Consider the following 13,909-nt stretch of genomic DNA (forward strand, 5'->3'; position numbering starts at 1 on the left):
CGCGAACCAAAGTATTGAGTACCGGGTGGGTCTTAGCCCCGCGCATGAGCGATGACAATTCCGAGAAGGCGGTGAGCCGTCGGGGCTTCCTCCGGGCCGCCGCAGGAACTGCAGCGGTCGCCGGCGCTGCGGGCAACGCAAGCGCGCAGGAAGAAGGTGGCAACAACAGCTCTGATGGCGGCGGAGGCGGCGGTGGCGGCTCCAAAACGGTCGAAGTCGGCCCTGGCGGTGACCTCGTGTTCACCCCCGGTACCGAAGAACCACTCTACGCATCCCCGGGAACCACGGTGACGTTCACGTGGGGGTCTGACAACCACAACATCGTGGTCGACAGCCAACCCGACGGCGCGGGCTGGGAAGGCTCAGAATCCCTCGAAAACGAGGGGTTCACCTACGAACACACGTTCGATACGCTCGGCACCTACGAGTATCACTGCCAGCCCCACGCCTCCTCGGGGATGACCGGTGAAATCGTCATCAACGAATCCGGTGCCGCGCCCGCTGGCGGTGGCGCAACGTCCCCGATTCCAGACAGCGCGAAAGTCATCGGTATCGCAACGACCATCGGCCTGTCTACGGTGCTCGGCTTCGCCTACTTCTTCATGAAGTACGGCGGCGACTACGAAATCGACGAGTAATCAGGCGAGGTCTGGCGGTTGGTGAATCGTCAACTCGACGGTTCTGCGCCGTCCTTCGATGTCGGCGACGATTCGTTCGACCACGCGCTGTGCTTCTTCGAGAATGAGCGGTTTGACCTTTCTGACGACCCAGTCGAGCGAGACGAATCGCGGGAGATTGAGCGCGCCAACGTGTGCTGAGTGCGGGTCGTACTCGATGTAGAGCCAAACGCGACAGGCGTGGGCTTCGTCTTCGGGTGGGTCTATCTCGTCTACGCGCCAGTAGCCCGTCGCCTCGATATCTTTTACGACGGCCCACTCGATTTCGTTCGGCGGCGAGAGGTCGGTGACCCGCGAGCGCGCTGTATACGAGAGCTTCCACCACGTAAAGCGCAGGTCGTACTCCGTGCCGGGGCTGCCGTCTCCGTAGCGGCGCACCTCCTGCAGGTGTTTCGAGTAGCGGGTGTAGCGCGGGAAATCGACGAGAAACTCGTACACCTCCTCGGGGGGCAGATAGATGACGGTGCTGACTTCGATTTCGTCCACGGGACAGCAATAGGCGCGTGCAAGCAAGAAGGTGTGCCCGAACCAATTGGTTTGTAACCCCAAGCCACGAAATTCGGCCAATGACCGACGAAAACCGACACGACGTCCTCATCGTAGGTGGCGGCGTCTCCGGGCTCACCGCTGGCATCTTCACTGCCCGCGCGAACCTTGACACGCTCGTCGTCACCCACGGCGAATCGATTCTCAAGCGCAACGCCCACTTGGAGAACGTCCCCGGCTTCCCGGCGGGCGTGAACTCGCGGCTGTTTCTCGACATGACCCGCGCGCAGGCGGCGCGCAATGGCTGTATTTTCACCGACGAGCGCGTCATCGCCATCGAACGCGACGACGAGGGCTTCGTCGTGAACACCGACGAAGGCATCCTCAAAGCCGACCGCGTCATCGCTGCGTCGTGGGCCGACAGCACCTACCTCGAGAACCTCGACGTGGACCTCGACAAGCGCGGGAGCAAGCAGTACATCGGCACGGATGACAACGGGCGCACCGACGAATCCGGCCTCTACGCCGCGGGCCGACTCGCCGCCCAGTACCACCAAACTGTCGTCGCGGCGGGCCACGGCGCGCAGGTCGCCCTCACCCTCATCCACGACTCTGACGTGCCCTTCTACAACGACTGGGTCGCCCCCGAGGGCTACTTCACCGAGCGCGGCCGCGAGGTGCCACCGGGCTGTGAGGAGATTTCAGAGGCCGAGCGCAGACGCCGCGAGAGCCAGTCGCGCGAGTTGATGCAGTCGTACTTCGAAGAACCGCACCCGGACGAGCCGACGATGCACCCGAGCGTGCTTGCCGAGCGCGCAGAAGAAGACGAGTAGTCACCCGCGACTGTCCTATACTTTTACCCTCGCGCGACAGAGATACGACAAGAATGCTAGAGGGAGTGAACGTTGCGCTGGGCGTGACCGGGAGCATCGCGGCGGTCAAGACCGTGGAACTCGCCCACGAACTGCGCCGACACGGGGCGTCCGTCCGCGCGGTGATGACCCAGAGCGCACAGGGAATCATCCACCCGTGGTCGCTCGAATACGCCACCCAACAGCCCGTCGTCACCGAAATCACGGGCAAAGTCGAACACGTCGAACTGTGTGGCTACGACGGCTGGGCGGACGTGCTCCTCATCGCGCCGGGAACCGCAAATTCGGTGGGGAAAATCGCAAACGCGGTCGATGACACGCCGGTCACGACGTGCGCGACGACGGCGCTTGGGTCGGGAATTCCCGTCGTCATCGCCCCGGCCATGCACGAACCGATGTACGACCATCCGGGCGTTTTGGAAGCCATCGAGAAAGTCGAGTCGTGGGGCGTCCACTTCGTCTCCCCGCGCATCGAGGAGGGCAAGGCGAAAATCGCGACCAAGGACACAATCGCCCTCGCGCTCGCGCGCCACGTCACTCCGAGTCCGCTCTCGGGCAAGCGCGTCATCGTCACGAGCGGCGGCACCTCTGAGGCGGTTGACCCCGTGCGCGTCATCGCAAACCGCTCGTCGGGAAAGACCGGCCGCTCAGTCGCCCGTGCGCTCTACACCAAGGGTGCGGACGTGACGCTCGTCCATGACGGCCCCGACGTGCCCTACGCAGCCGTCGTACGCGTCGAAACCGCGGCAGAGATGCTCGATGCGGTCATGGACGCAGCAAAAACGGCGGACGCGCTCATCTCCGTCGCCGCAATCAGCGACTACACCGTCGAGACGAGCGACGAGAAGATTCGCTCGAAACAGGACGACCTCTCGCTCTCGCTCGTCCCGACGCCAAAGCTCATCGACAGCGTGCGAAAGGCCCATCCCGACCTCACCATCGTTGGCTTCAAAGCCGAATCAGACGGCACAGACGACGCGCTCATCGAGAAAGCTCGTGAGATTCTCACGCGCGCCGACCTCTCCTTTGTCGTCGCAAACGACGCGAGCGTGATGGGACAAGACGAAACGCGCGCGCTCATCGTTCGAGAGCATAGTGCGCGAGTGTTCGAAGGCGAAAAAACCGCCCTCGGCGTTTGCGTTGCAGAAGAGTTGGAAACCGAACTTTAGTCGTCTTCGTCGCCCGGCCACGCGATGTCGTTCATGAACGGGATGCCCATCTTCTGGGCCGCCCGCGAAATCATGTGCGCACCCGTGGGTGCGGTCAGGAACAGGAACCCGATGCCGACGAGCGAGGTCAGCCCTTCTGCCCGCGGGCCGAAGTAGACGAACGCGGCGAGGAACATGGAGGCCACGCCGAGCGTGGTCGCCTTACTCGTCGAGTGCATCCGGTTGTAGACGGTCGGGAGGCGAAGCAGGCCCACGGTGCCAACGGTGAGGAAGAACGCACCGACGGCGACGAGGGCGACGACGATGATGCCCTGCAGGGTGGAGATTGCGGCGGTCATTCGATGATGTCCCCCTCCGTGACGTAGCGTGCCACGGCAATTGTGCTGATGAACCCGATGATGGCGAGCACCAGCGCCACGTCGATGAACAGCCCTTCGTCGGTGAGCAGGGCGAACAACACGGCAATTGCGACGACGTTTGTCCCGATGGTATCGAGGGCGACGACGCGGTCTGGCGTCGTTGGCCCCGTGATGACCCGGTAGCCCGCGAGCAGCGTGACAGTGCTTGCGACGATGAGGCCCGCCTGCAAGGCGAGCGTGACGAACTCTGGCGCGGCGGCCTCAGTTGCCATCTGGCTCACCTCCGTGGACGGGGACGGGGTCGTCGGGATTCAGTTCTTCGTCGAAGATGACCAGTGCGTAGTCTTCCCACGTCCGAATCGGGGCCATGATGGCCGCGGGGTCGCGGGCGTCGATGGCGTGGACGTAGAGGGTGTTCGTCTCCTCGTTGTAATCCATGGTGAGTGTCCCTGGAGTCAGGGTGATGCTGTTTGCGATGGTCGTGATGCCAAGGTCGGACTTGACGCGCAGGGGCACCTCGATGACGCCCGGGTGGATGGGCATTGACGGCGAGAGCACCCGGTAGGCGACGTCCACGTTCGCGGTGGCGAGTTCTCGGAGGAACACGAGCACGTAGAGCAGCGCGTACGGCACGGCTCCAACTGCCCGGCCGAGTTTCACGTCGTCCGCGTAGAACCGGCGGAAGGCAAACGCGATGGGAATGCCGAGGGCGAGCCCGAGCAGGAACTCCCCGAACAGGGCGACGGGTTCGAACAGCGGCGCGCCGCGGACGAACAGCCAGAGCACGGCGAGCGAGACGCCGAGCACGGGCCAACGTTTCATGCCACCACCTCCGGGGCGACGGCGTCGATGTAGCCCGCTCGGTCGACTGCGGCGTTCGCGGCGGCATTCGCAGCCTCCATGACGGGGTCGAACCCGATGCCGAGGACGACCACGCCGAGGGCGAGCGCCACGACGGCGACGGTCAGCGTGGTCGAGGGCCGTTCGAGAATCTCGACCGGCTCGCCCCAGAAGCCACGATTCCACGCGCGCGAGAAGTACGCAATCGTCAGAATGGCTCCGGCGAGTGCGACGGCGAGGGCGGCGTCAGCCCCCGCGCGGGCGGCCGTGTCGAACACAAGCAGTTTGCCGAAGAAGCCCGACAGTGGTGGGATTCCGATGAGCGCGAGTGCGCCGAGGAAGAAGCCACCCGAGAGCACGGGCGCGCGTTCGGTGAGGCCGCCGAGGTTCGCAAATTCGAGCGTGCCGGTCATCCGCTCGATGATACCGCTTGCGAGGAACAGCAGCGCCTTCGCAAAGCCGTGGTTCAGCGAGTAGATGAGCGCGGCGGCGATGCCGAGCGTGCGCACTTCAGGCACCGTCGCAGCGACGGCGAGCGGGAGCAGGATGAAGCCAACCTGTCCGATAGAGGAGTAGGCGAGCATCCCGTCTACGGTTTTTCTCCCGACTGCGCCGAAACCGCCGAGCAGGATGCTCGCAGTGGCCATGATGAAGAACACCGGCCCGAAGAAGTCGAGGAACGAGGTTCCAGACAGGCCGGGCAGCGAGAGTCCGGCGGGCAGGGTCGCGGCGGCGAAGATGGTAAAGTAGAGGCGGATAATCGCGTACACGCCGACCTTCTTCACCACGCCCGCGAGCATCGCGGCGACCGGTGCAGGGGCCGCGCGGTAGGCAGGTGGCACCCAGAACTGGAACGGCGCAATCCCCGCCTTCAGCGCGAAGACGGTAAAGAGGATTGCAGAGAGGCCGAGCACCGGAGCCGGGTCGATGCCAAAGGCCGCTGGGTCTGCGAGTCGCTGGGCCATGTCGGCCATGTTGAGCGTGCCGGTCGTGGCGTAGAGGCCACCGATGGCGAGCAACATGACCGCGCTGCCGAGCAGGTTGAGCACGACGTAGGTGAGCGCCGCGCGGGTGTGTTGTTTCCCGCTGTAGAACGCGACGAGGACGTAACTCGACATGAGCATCACTTCGAACCAGACGAACAGGTTGAAGATGTCGCCCGTGAGGAACGACCCGGTCACGCCCACCATCATGAGGTGGTAGAGCGGGTGATACGAGACGCGCTGGCCGTAGTCGCTGATAAAGCGCACCGAGTAGGCGAGCGCGGCGATGCTCACGAGCGCGGCGAGGCCGAGCATGAACACGGCAAGGGCGTCCGCGACGAGCGTGATGCCAAACGGCGCACCCCAGTCAGACAGTTGGTAGACGATGACGCCGTCTGCGTCCGCCTGAATTGCCTGATAGAGGACGCCGACGCCCACGAGGTAGCCGAGGCCACCAAGCGCGCTCACGGCGCGCTGGACGTTCAGGTAGTTGCGCGTGGCGAGCGTCAGGATGGCCGTCACGAGCGCCGTCAGTAAGGGCGCGATGACGAGGTGTGCAGGCTCCATCAGGTGTCACCTCCGCGTTCGAGTTCGAACAGGTCGATTGTCCCGTGTTCTTGGTGCACGCGGTAGGTGAGCACGAGCGCGAACGCCGTCGTCCCGAAGCCGATGACGATGGCCGTGAGGACGAGCGCCTGGACGAGCGGGTCGGTGACTGCGCCGACCTCGCCGTGAGCGCCGTGTGAGAGTATTGGGACACTCCCAGAGAGTCCACCCATAGTGACGAGATAGACGTTTGCAGACTGGCTGATGATGGTCACACCCCAGACGACGCGGACGATGTCCCGTCGAAGGACGAGGAACGTCCCGAGGGCGAACAGCAAGCCGAGGACGGCGGCGAGGGCAAACTGCGTCATTCTGCCCCCACCACCGCGAGAATCGTGAGCAGCGCGCCGACCACGACGAGGTAGACGCCGAGGTCGAACGCGAGCGCCGAGGCGAGTTCGATTTCATGGTAGATTGGTACGTGTTCGACGAACAGGACGGCCTGTGTGAGGAAGGGGACGCCAAACAGCATGGCGACGACGCCGCTTCCCGCCGCGAGGATGAGACCGGCGGCGAACAGGCCGCGGTAGTCTTCGACGATGCTCGGCTGGATGACATCGAGCGAACTCTCCGGTCTGCGATGGAGGAGTTCTTCTTCGAGGTAGTCGAGCCCGAAGATGATGTAGATGAGGGCGAACGAGGCGACCGTGAGGACGCCCGCGATGAACCCACCACCGGGCAGGTTGTGGCCCTGTAAGAGTAGCGCGATGGCTACGAGGAGGATAAGTGGGACGACGATGCGGGTGACCGTCCGCGAGATGACGGTCGTGTCCTTTTCTGTCATCCGCGCTCACCTCGCCCACGCATGGCAATCAGAGTCAGCACCGACAGCGCGGCCATTGCGACGACCGAGATTTCACCCAAGGTGTCGAACGCTCTGAAGTCCACGAGGATGACGTTAACGATGTTGCCTCCGCCGCCGTAATTGACGAGGAGGTTGCCGTGTTCTGCGGGGATGCCCGCCCGTTCGATGAAGTAGGTGTAGATGGGGTCGTCCGGCGTCGCGGCCGTCGTGAGCAAGACGGTCAGGAACACCGTGACGCCCACCACCGCAGAGAGGACGGCGTCTCGCGCCGCGATGGCGCGCTTTGCCGTGCCGTAGTAGGCTGGCAGCTTGTCGAGTACCAGCAGGAAGATGACCAACACGAGCGTCTCGATGACGAGTTGGGTCAGGGCGAGGTCGGGTGCGTTTGCGAGCACGAAGAACACCGCGACCATGAAGCCGAGAATCGAGAGTGTGAGCACGCCCGCGATGTGTGACGGTGCGATGCTCACGGCAATCGCGCCGACCACCGCGAGGAGCAACACGAGCGCGATTGGGATGCCGATTGCGACGCCCGAGAACGCCGGGAGCGACACGCTCGCGGCGAGGTAGCCGCCAAGGGCGAGCGCGCTCACCGCGGCGAGCGACCACGTGATGTAGGTGCGCACGAGGCCGGTCTGGACCTGCGGCATCGAGAACTGTGAGAGCGTGGTCAGCCCGTAGATCGTGTTGTCATAATACCAGTTCGCGCGAAGGTATTTCACGGCCGTAATCGCGTTGATGCCTGCGTGGAGGCGGTCGTAGAACGGCCACGCCACCGCGCCGAGGCCGATGGTGATGGCGCTCATGATGACGGCTGGCTTGAGTTCGGTCGGCAGACCAATCGTCATGTGGTGGACTTCTTCGCCCGGTCCGTGGGCCGGAATGACGCCCTCGAACACCGATTGGACGATGGTGTCGATGGCCGTCTGCGGGCTAATCGAGATGACCAGCGCGAGGCCGGCGAGCAGGAGCGGCGGCGCAACCATCGTGAGCGGAGGTCGGTGGACGTGTCCGAGCCCCTCTGGCTTGTCGCCGAAGAACAGCGAGAGGAACTTGATGGAGTAGAGGAAGGTGAACACGCTGCCGAAGACGGCGACGGCGGGGTACAGCCACCAGATGCCGCCCGCGTGCACGGCCGCTTCGTAGGCTGCCTCGAAGAGCAGTTCTTTCGAGTAGAAACCGTTGAACGGCGGCACGCCCGCCATACCGAGGGCCGCGACGAACGTGATGCCGGCGGCGATTGGTAAGTCCTTGCGCAACCCCCCGAGTTCCGAGATGAGCCGCGTCCCTGCCTCGTGCGCGATGATACCAGCGACGAGGAAGAGTGCGGCCTTGAACACGGCGTGGTTCAGGATGTGGAACGCGCCCGTTTCGCCGCCGAGTTCGTTCGCAAAGCCGAAGCCAGCGATGATGAGCCCGAGGTGTGAAGCCGTCGAATAGGCGAGCAGTTCTTTGATGTCCGTCGCGCCGACGGCGAGGATGGCGGTCACCGTCATCGTGAGCAAGCCAAGCGTGGCGAAGATGAGCATCCATTCGTCGCCGACGAGCAGCGGCCGGAAGCGGCCGACGAGGTAGACGCCGGCTTTGACCATCGTCGCGGAGTGGAGGAACGCCGAAACGGGCGTTGGCGCTTCCATCGCGTTTGGCAGCCAGATGTGCAGGGGAACCTGCGCGGATTTGGCCGCCGCGCCGACGCCGATGAGCGCGATGACCGGGATGAGGAGGCCCGAAGAGCGAAGCGCCTCGTTGATGGCGTCTGCGTTCTCGATGAGGCCGTTTTGCGAGCCGACGAGGGTGTAGGTTGCCTCACCAAGCACTTGCGCGGAGACGTGGTGGAGCAACAGGAAGCCAACGAGCATGAACAGCCCGCCCGCGACGGTGATAATCATGGATTTGCGGGCGGCGTACTGCGAGCTGCGTTTGCGCTGGTAGTGGCCGATGAGCATGAACGACGACAGGCTCGTCAGCTCCCAGAACACGAACAGCGCGATGAGGTCTGCGGCGAAGGCGACGCCGAGCATCGACCCCATGAACGCGAGCAGCGAGGCGTAGTACTTCGCTTGCCCCGGCTCGCCGTGCATGTAGCCACCGGAGTAGGTGAGGATGAGCACGCCCACGCCGCTGGCGAGGAAGCCAATGAGCAGCGAGAGGCCGTCTACGTACAGCGTCAGTGAGACGCCGAGTTCAGGTATCCACGGGATGGTGACCGCGCCGACGCGGCCGTACTGGGAGGCAACGAGCGCGAAACACGCGAGCGCGATTGCCGCCGCGAAGTAGGCCGTGCGCTCTCCGAGGGCACGGTACACCACCGGGACGAGTGCCGCGCCGAGAAACGGGAGCGCGAGCACCGCGAGCAACGCTAGGGTGTCCGGGGCAGGGGCTGACGTTGCCGCGACAGTCGAGGTCACGACACCTTGGCTGGCGAGCGAGCCGAGGTCGGGAACGCCAGACGCCTGCAGGAGTGACAGCGTCTGTGGTAGCACAACTGTTGTTCACAAGCAAATCAACTTAACCGTTCTCAATGACTGCGCGAACCCGTCTCGTGGTGATTTTCCGTGGCTCTCCAAGGCCCTTACAATCCTTGCCGGAAACACACCCGGGAACACGTCCAGCAGGTGATACAACTGGGAAAGCGCATATTTCCTGTTGTTAATGAACAATTATCTGGCACGGAAACATTTAATATACTTGGACACTTCATATAGGCTGAACACTCTGGTCAACACTGGAGAGGGGGGAAGGGGATTAACAGCTAATCTTCTACCAGCTTCAGCTAAGTAAACAGGGCACTGCTCTGTTGGGAACACGGTCGGGGTGTCTGAGGAAAATACAATGCAGTTAAAACAACTCTTTACAGAAGAGGACGCAGTCTCGCCAGTGATTGGGGTTATCTTGATGGTCGCCATCACGGTCATTCTCGCCGCAGTCATCGGGACGTTCGTTCTCAACCTTGGGGATCAAGTGGGGGACAGTGCACCACAGGCAAAATTCAGCTTCGACTACGATGATTCAGGGGCAGACAATGTACTGACCATCACCCATGAAACCGGTGACAAGATCAAGGCAGCAGACTTGAAAGTAAAAGTCGGAAGTGCTGACTCAGAAACTTGGGTTGATGCAGACGGCTTTGTTACCGCTGGCGACTCGGTCACGGTTGGTGCGGATGCAGCGAATGATATTGTTGTCACGGTCGGCTCTGGTGACACCGTTCGCCTTATCTACGACGATGGCTCCGGTGACACGGCAACCATCCAGACGTGGTCTGGACCGCTGGCATAATCGAAAAAATACTGCCAACATTCATTTTTTCTGACGTAAAATATCTCGACCTGTGGGTTCGCCCGGAGAGAGATATGTTATCAATGTTTACCTTTATTTCAGATTAAATTTTCTGCGTAGATTTATTAGGGTATAGCTAATATCAATAATTAGCACGCTCTGACGGGATGGAAACTCGCGCCCACTGGAATTGTCGGCTTTCTTCCGTACCCGACAGAGCGTGCATGGGAATAAACCATGCAACTCAAACAACTCTTTACAGAGGAAGACGCGGTATCGCCCGTGATTGGCGTCATCTTGATGGTCGCCATTACGGTCATTCTGGCCGCAGTTATTGGCACGTTCGTGCTCAATCTGGGCGACCAGGTGGGGGACAGCGCACCACAGGCAAAGTTCAGCTTCGATTACGATGGTAGTTCAACTGCAACTGATGATTACGGAATTTCAACTGGTGATGGATTACTCAGTATCACTCACGAGAGTGGTGACAAAATTACAGCCAGCGATTTGCGAATTGTAGGTTCCACTCCAGCCGATGATCAAGTTTGGTCCGATGCAACTGGGGCATCAACATTCGTAACTGCAGGCAAATCGATTGACATTCGAGTGAATAATGATGACTCACTACGTCTAATCTTCGACGATGGCTCCGGCGACACGGCAACCATCCAGACGTGGGATGGTCCGAACGCATAATCAACTAACATCTCTTTCGGTTATTTTTCAGCGCCCACGAGTGACGACACTCTTCAACCTGCCACACCACTGAAATCCGGTTCGTACTCTCCATCCTGCGACACCTTTCTGCACCCCCTGTATTCACCGCGTTGCGGGCGCAAAATAGTAACATGAGCCATCTCTTTTATCTCCTAGCAGCGCGACTATCAGGATAGGCAACTAGTCGGGTAGTGGGGTACTATCAGCGCGTCTGCCGGGGAATACATGGTTTGGGGAGTCCGCACAAAGGAGTTAATTTACAGTAAACAGGGTCGCAATGCGCTCATCGTAGCCACCGCGCTTTTGCTCATCGTCCCATTCGCTACGGGATTCATTGGGCTTGCCGACCTCACGCATAGTCCGGAGCCGGTGCCGACGGTGGCGCTCAGCTTCAGTTATAACGAAGGGAGCCACGAGCTAACCGTGGTTCACGAATCGGGGTCGCGGCTCGCGGGCGACTCGATTCGTTTCGAGACGACGGATGGTCGGCACCTCGGGGTGTGGCAGGGTCCCATCGACGCGGGGGATTCAATCACGCTGCTGAACGTGCCCGCGGATGCGACCGTGCAGGCGGTCTGGTACTCAGAAAAGCGAGATGTTGACATCGTCCTCGACGAGTGGGACGGCCCGGCTGTTTCTGCCTGAGAGCGTCGGGATTTAAGGTGTTTGCATCAGTTTTCGGATATAATGCAGCCGGTACGAGCCGTCGCGTCCGCGACGCTTCTCATTCTGTTGACGGTGACCATCGTCTCCGGCCCGCTTGTCGGGGCGGTTGACCTCACGCCCGAGCCGCAGGCGGACGACGCGCCGATTGGCTCCGGGGCTGCGGAGGTGTCCGTCCTCTCGGTTCCCTCTGCGGGAGTCACCCTCGAACGCGGACAGTACGGCTCTGAGTCGTTCTATCTCCACGCACCCGACGCGCGCGTCCGTGTCGATGCAGTCTCCGGGCAGCCGATGGTGGTCTACAAGATTCGGATCCCCGAACTCGGAGCAACCTTTGGGACGACCCGCTTTTTGAATCCAGATACTGTCGGCACGCACTCGCTCTCGCTCGGACAGAAGGCGTTCGCGCCCGAACGCATTACACAGGAGTCCTACGAGGCTGAACTCATCGTCCTCGTTCGCACTGGCGACGACGAACACGAACTGGTTCGACAGCCCGTCACGGTGGCGGTTGTCCGATGACCGCCGCGCCTGATTCGGCCACTCGACAGCGCGCACTGCGACTCGGCAAACTCGTGTTCGGTGACTTGCGCGGCCTGCTCGTGTTCATCGTCGCACTCTGGTTTTTCGCTCTCTACTGGCGAATCGGCATCTTCATCAGCGACACGTTCACCGTCGCGAATGCGTTCGTCGCCGTTTCTGAGGGCCACCTCTGGCTCGACCACTTCCCGTACGGCCCCGGGCCGAACACGCCCGGTATGGTACTCGTCGATGGAAAGCTGTACGGGCGAAATTATGGCCAGATATTCCTCGCGCTCCCCTTCCTATGGGCGATGCAAGCGGTTTCTGTCGTCGCTGACCCGCGCGTCGCCCTCGTCGCTGGGTGGAGCGGCCTGACCCTCGCCGGGTGGGTCGTTGCAGGCCGACTGACCAATCGCAGAACCGCGTTCACCCTCGTGGGCAGCGCCCTCGCGTTGCTCCTGTTCGCCGTGAATCTCGCGGTCGCACCGCCGCTCGACCCGTTTTGGATGCATCAAGCCGCGTTACAACTCGCCTCGATGGTCGCCGCCGCGTTCGTCGGCGTCGTGCTCTATCGCCTGCTCGCCGCGATGCACGGTCTGCGTGTAGGGTTGCTTGCGGGGCTGGTCGTCGTGCTTGCAACGCCCGTCGGATTCTGGGCGTCGCTTCCAAAGCGCCATGCACTGACGACGCTGTTTGCCGTCTGTACCCTCTATTGTTTCTACACGAGTCGTGAAGGGAATATCAAACTGCGCGCGCTCGCCTACGTGTTCGTCGGCCTCACCGCGTGGGTGCACGCACCCGAGGCGTTCGTCCTCATCGTTGCCCTCGCCGTCGTTGACCTCCCGACTGCAAAATCGAACGACCTGCGAACGCTCGCCATGCTCGGCGTCGCCTTCTCCGTCTCACTCTTGCCGTTTTTCCTCACGAACGCACTCATCTCCGGCAATCCGATCCAACCACCGAGACTCCTGCCCCAATACAACGGCGGCCCCATCCCCGACGCACCCATCCCCGATGGTGCTGGAGTGGGTGGTGGCGCGGGGGCGGGGAGTGGAAGCGGGGGCAGTGGAAGTCCGCCTCCCTCAGCCATCGCCTCTGTGGTCGGAACGTTCGCCACACTTGGTTCTGCAGCACTCGGAAAAATCGCTATTTTCACCTCGCTGTTCACAGACGGCGTCGCCGTTGCCTTCCACTCGCCTGAGCGCCTGTTCCAGACCTACATTCGCCAGGGCTACTACGTGCGGGGCATAGCCAACGACGGCAACGAAGCAATCAACCTCTCCATCCTCGAGTCGGCTCCCATCCTCGGCGCACTCACCGCGTTTCCGGTGTATGCCGTCCAGCAATTTCGCACCGAAAATAGCGTTCGGGCGTGGCTTTCGACTCCGGCTGGTGCAACCGACGCCTTCGCCTTCGTCTACTGTGTGCTCCTGACCGCCGTGTACCTGCCACGACTCCCGCTCTACGCCACGATTACCGTCCGCTATCTCCTTCCCGTGTTCCCCTTCTTGCTCTACGCGGTGTTTCGTCTCCCATCGGTTCGCCGCGCAGCCACGACACACCCGCAGCCACTCGTGTGGGCGTATGCGGGAACGGTACTCATCGGCGGCCAAGGGCTGATTCTCGCGCTGTTAGTCCAGCGTCCGGCACTTGGTGAGGCAGTCCAACTTCACGCCCTGCTCGCCATTGGGGTGGGCGTCGCCTTCGGCCTCTGGTCGCTTGCGAGTCTGCGATGGCCGCGCGCCGACATCCTTGGGGCCTCGTTGCTCGGCGTCGTCGCCGGGACGGGAACCCTGTTCTTGCTGCTTTCTGGCATCGAGTACTTCGCCTACGCGGGCGAGTTCGCCCTGCCACTGAGTCAGTGGCTCTCACGCCTGCTCCCGTTGCTGGCCGGATAATCGTCAGTTTTTACCGGGGTGTTGCTCTACCCA

16 protein-coding genes are annotated in these 13,909 nt (G+C 62.1%); 8 read left to right on the forward strand and 8 right to left on the reverse strand.

Features of this window, described 5'->3' with window-relative positions:
* Positions 1-44: 44 nt before the first annotated feature.
* On the forward strand, positions 45-638 hold the full coding sequence (locus tag V5N12_RS07780; RefSeq protein WP_332898589.1) for a plastocyanin/azurin family copper-binding protein: 594 nt from the start codon (positions 45-47) through the stop codon (positions 636-638).
* On the opposite strand, the gene V5N12_RS07785 is transcribed toward V5N12_RS07780, so the two are convergent.
* The gene (locus V5N12_RS07785) at positions 639-1,163 is read right to left on the reverse strand and encodes an SRPBCC family protein (RefSeq protein ID WP_332898590.1); all 525 of its coding nucleotides are present in this window, start codon (positions 1,161-1,163) and stop codon (positions 639-641) included.
* A gap of 80 nt (positions 1,164-1,243) precedes the next feature.
* On the opposite strand from V5N12_RS07785, the gene V5N12_RS07790 reads away from it, so the two are divergent.
* Together V5N12_RS07790 and coaBC are read left to right on the forward strand one after the other, a co-directional pair.
* Positions 1,244-1,996, forward strand: a complete 753-nt coding sequence (locus V5N12_RS07790; protein ID WP_332898591.1) for an NAD(P)/FAD-dependent oxidoreductase — start codon at positions 1,244-1,246, stop codon at positions 1,994-1,996.
* A gap of 53 nt (positions 1,997-2,049) precedes the next feature.
* On the forward strand, positions 2,050-3,204 hold the full coding sequence (gene coaBC / locus V5N12_RS07795) for a bifunctional phosphopantothenoylcysteine decarboxylase/phosphopantothenate--cysteine ligase CoaBC (protein ID WP_332898592.1): 1,155 nt from the start codon (positions 2,050-2,052) through the stop codon (positions 3,202-3,204).
* Here coaBC and mnhG read toward each other — a convergent pair.
* Genes mnhG through mbhE form a run of 7 tightly spaced genes read right to left on the reverse strand, consistent with a single transcriptional unit; the run spans position 3,201 to position 9,205 of the window.
* A complete protein-coding gene (gene mnhG, locus V5N12_RS07800; RefSeq protein WP_332898593.1) occupies positions 3,201-3,542 on the reverse strand; it encodes a monovalent cation/H(+) antiporter subunit G in 342 nt (113 codons plus the stop codon). The two genes, coaBC and mnhG, sit on opposite strands and share 4 nt — an antisense overlap.
* Positions 3,539-3,835 carry a monovalent cation/H+ antiporter complex subunit F gene (locus V5N12_RS07805; protein WP_332898594.1) on the reverse strand — a complete coding sequence of 99 codons (297 nt, stop codon included), beginning with the start codon at positions 3,833-3,835 and terminating at the stop codon, positions 3,539-3,541. The genes mnhG and V5N12_RS07805 overlap by 4 nt, the downstream gene beginning before the upstream one ends.
* Positions 3,825-4,385 (reverse strand): Na+/H+ antiporter subunit E, encoded by a 561-nt coding sequence (locus V5N12_RS07810; RefSeq protein ID WP_332898595.1) that lies wholly within the window; start codon positions 4,383-4,385, stop codon positions 3,825-3,827. The genes V5N12_RS07805 and V5N12_RS07810 overlap by 11 nt, the downstream gene beginning before the upstream one ends.
* Positions 4,382-5,953: a complex I subunit 5 family protein gene (locus V5N12_RS07815; protein ID WP_332898596.1), complete on the reverse strand. Its 1,572-nt coding sequence runs from the start codon at positions 5,951-5,953 to the stop codon at positions 4,382-4,384. The genes V5N12_RS07810 and V5N12_RS07815 overlap by 4 nt, the downstream gene beginning before the upstream one ends.
* On the reverse strand, positions 5,953-6,303 hold the full coding sequence (locus V5N12_RS07820) for a sodium:proton antiporter (protein WP_332898597.1): 351 nt from the start codon (positions 6,301-6,303) through the stop codon (positions 5,953-5,955). The genes V5N12_RS07815 and V5N12_RS07820 overlap by 1 nt, the downstream gene beginning before the upstream one ends.
* Positions 6,300-6,776: an MnhB domain-containing protein gene (locus V5N12_RS07825; RefSeq protein ID WP_332898598.1), complete on the reverse strand. Its 477-nt coding sequence runs from the start codon at positions 6,774-6,776 to the stop codon at positions 6,300-6,302. Before V5N12_RS07825 ends, V5N12_RS07820 begins: the two co-directional genes overlap by 4 nt.
* Positions 6,773-9,205, reverse strand: a complete 2,433-nt coding sequence (mbhE, locus tag V5N12_RS07830; protein WP_442904964.1) for a hydrogen gas-evolving membrane-bound hydrogenase subunit E — start codon at positions 9,203-9,205, stop codon at positions 6,773-6,775. Before mbhE ends, V5N12_RS07825 begins: the two co-directional genes overlap by 4 nt.
* Before the next feature lie 424 nt (positions 9,206-9,629).
* On the opposite strand from mbhE, the gene V5N12_RS07835 reads away from it, so the two are divergent.
* The 5 genes from V5N12_RS07835 to V5N12_RS07855 all read left to right on the forward strand — a co-directional run bounded on the left by V5N12_RS07835 (position 9,630) and on the right by V5N12_RS07855 (position 13,876).
* On the forward strand, positions 9,630-10,076 hold the full coding sequence (locus V5N12_RS07835; RefSeq protein WP_332898599.1) for a type IV pilin N-terminal domain-containing protein: 447 nt from the start codon (positions 9,630-9,632) through the stop codon (positions 10,074-10,076).
* Between the two features lie 237 nt (positions 10,077-10,313).
* Complete coding sequence (locus tag V5N12_RS07840; protein ID WP_332898600.1) at positions 10,314-10,772, forward strand: type IV pilin N-terminal domain-containing protein; 459 nt, start codon at positions 10,314-10,316, stop codon at positions 10,770-10,772.
* A gap of 246 nt (positions 10,773-11,018) precedes the next feature.
* Entirely contained in the window at positions 11,019-11,438 is a 420-nt protein-coding gene (locus tag V5N12_RS07845) for a hypothetical protein (protein WP_332898601.1), read from the forward strand.
* A 42-nt stretch (positions 11,439-11,480) separates the two neighbouring features.
* Entirely contained in the window at positions 11,481-11,978 is a 498-nt protein-coding gene (locus V5N12_RS07850) for a hypothetical protein (RefSeq protein ID WP_332898602.1), read from the forward strand.
* Entirely contained in the window at positions 11,975-13,876 is a 1,902-nt protein-coding gene (locus V5N12_RS07855) for a hypothetical protein (protein ID WP_332898603.1), read from the forward strand. Before V5N12_RS07850 ends, V5N12_RS07855 begins: the two co-directional genes overlap by 4 nt.
* Positions 13,877-13,909 lie beyond the last annotated feature (33 nt).

The sequence above is a fragment of the Haladaptatus sp. CMSO5 genome (genome assembly GCF_036689885.1).
In the GTDB taxonomy this organism is placed as follows: domain Archaea; phylum Halobacteriota; class Halobacteria; order Halobacteriales; family Halococcaceae; genus QDMS2.

Excerpts from the sequence above, each read along its gene's own strand:
- mnhG (WP_332898593.1), bottom strand. The coding sequence starts at position 3,542 with ATGACCGCCGCAATCTCCACCCTGCAGGGCATCATCGTCGTCGCCCTC.
- V5N12_RS07825 (WP_332898598.1), bottom strand. The coding sequence starts at position 6,776 with ATGACAGAAAAGGACACGACCGTCATCTCGCGGACGGTCACCCGCATC.
- V5N12_RS07790 (WP_332898591.1), top strand. The coding sequence starts at position 1,244 with ATGACCGACGAAAACCGACACGACGTCCTCATCGTAGGTGGCGGCGTC.
- V5N12_RS07780 (WP_332898589.1), top strand. The coding sequence starts at position 45 with ATGAGCGATGACAATTCCGAGAAGGCGGTGAGCCGTCGGGGCTTCCTC.
- V5N12_RS07850 (WP_332898602.1), top strand. The coding sequence starts at position 11,481 with ATGCAGCCGGTACGAGCCGTCGCGTCCGCGACGCTTCTCATTCTGTTG.
- V5N12_RS07810 (WP_332898595.1), bottom strand. The coding sequence starts at position 4,385 with ATGAAACGTTGGCCCGTGCTCGGCGTCTCGCTCGCCGTGCTCTGGCTG.
- V5N12_RS07805 (WP_332898594.1), bottom strand. The coding sequence starts at position 3,835 with ATGGCAACTGAGGCCGCCGCGCCAGAGTTCGTCACGCTCGCCTTGCAG.
- V5N12_RS07840 (WP_332898600.1), top strand. The coding sequence starts at position 10,314 with ATGCAACTCAAACAACTCTTTACAGAGGAAGACGCGGTATCGCCCGTG.
- V5N12_RS07845 (WP_332898601.1), top strand. The coding sequence starts at position 11,019 with ATGGTTTGGGGAGTCCGCACAAAGGAGTTAATTTACAGTAAACAGGGT.
- V5N12_RS07835 (WP_332898599.1), top strand. The coding sequence starts at position 9,630 with ATGCAGTTAAAACAACTCTTTACAGAAGAGGACGCAGTCTCGCCAGTG.
- V5N12_RS07855 (WP_332898603.1), top strand. The coding sequence starts at position 11,975 with ATGACCGCCGCGCCTGATTCGGCCACTCGACAGCGCGCACTGCGACTC.
- V5N12_RS07815 (WP_332898596.1), bottom strand. The coding sequence starts at position 5,953 with ATGGAGCCTGCACACCTCGTCATCGCGCCCTTACTGACGGCGCTCGTG.
- coaBC (WP_332898592.1), top strand. The coding sequence starts at position 2,050 with ATGCTAGAGGGAGTGAACGTTGCGCTGGGCGTGACCGGGAGCATCGCG.
- V5N12_RS07820 (WP_332898597.1), bottom strand. The coding sequence starts at position 6,303 with ATGACGCAGTTTGCCCTCGCCGCCGTCCTCGGCTTGCTGTTCGCCCTC.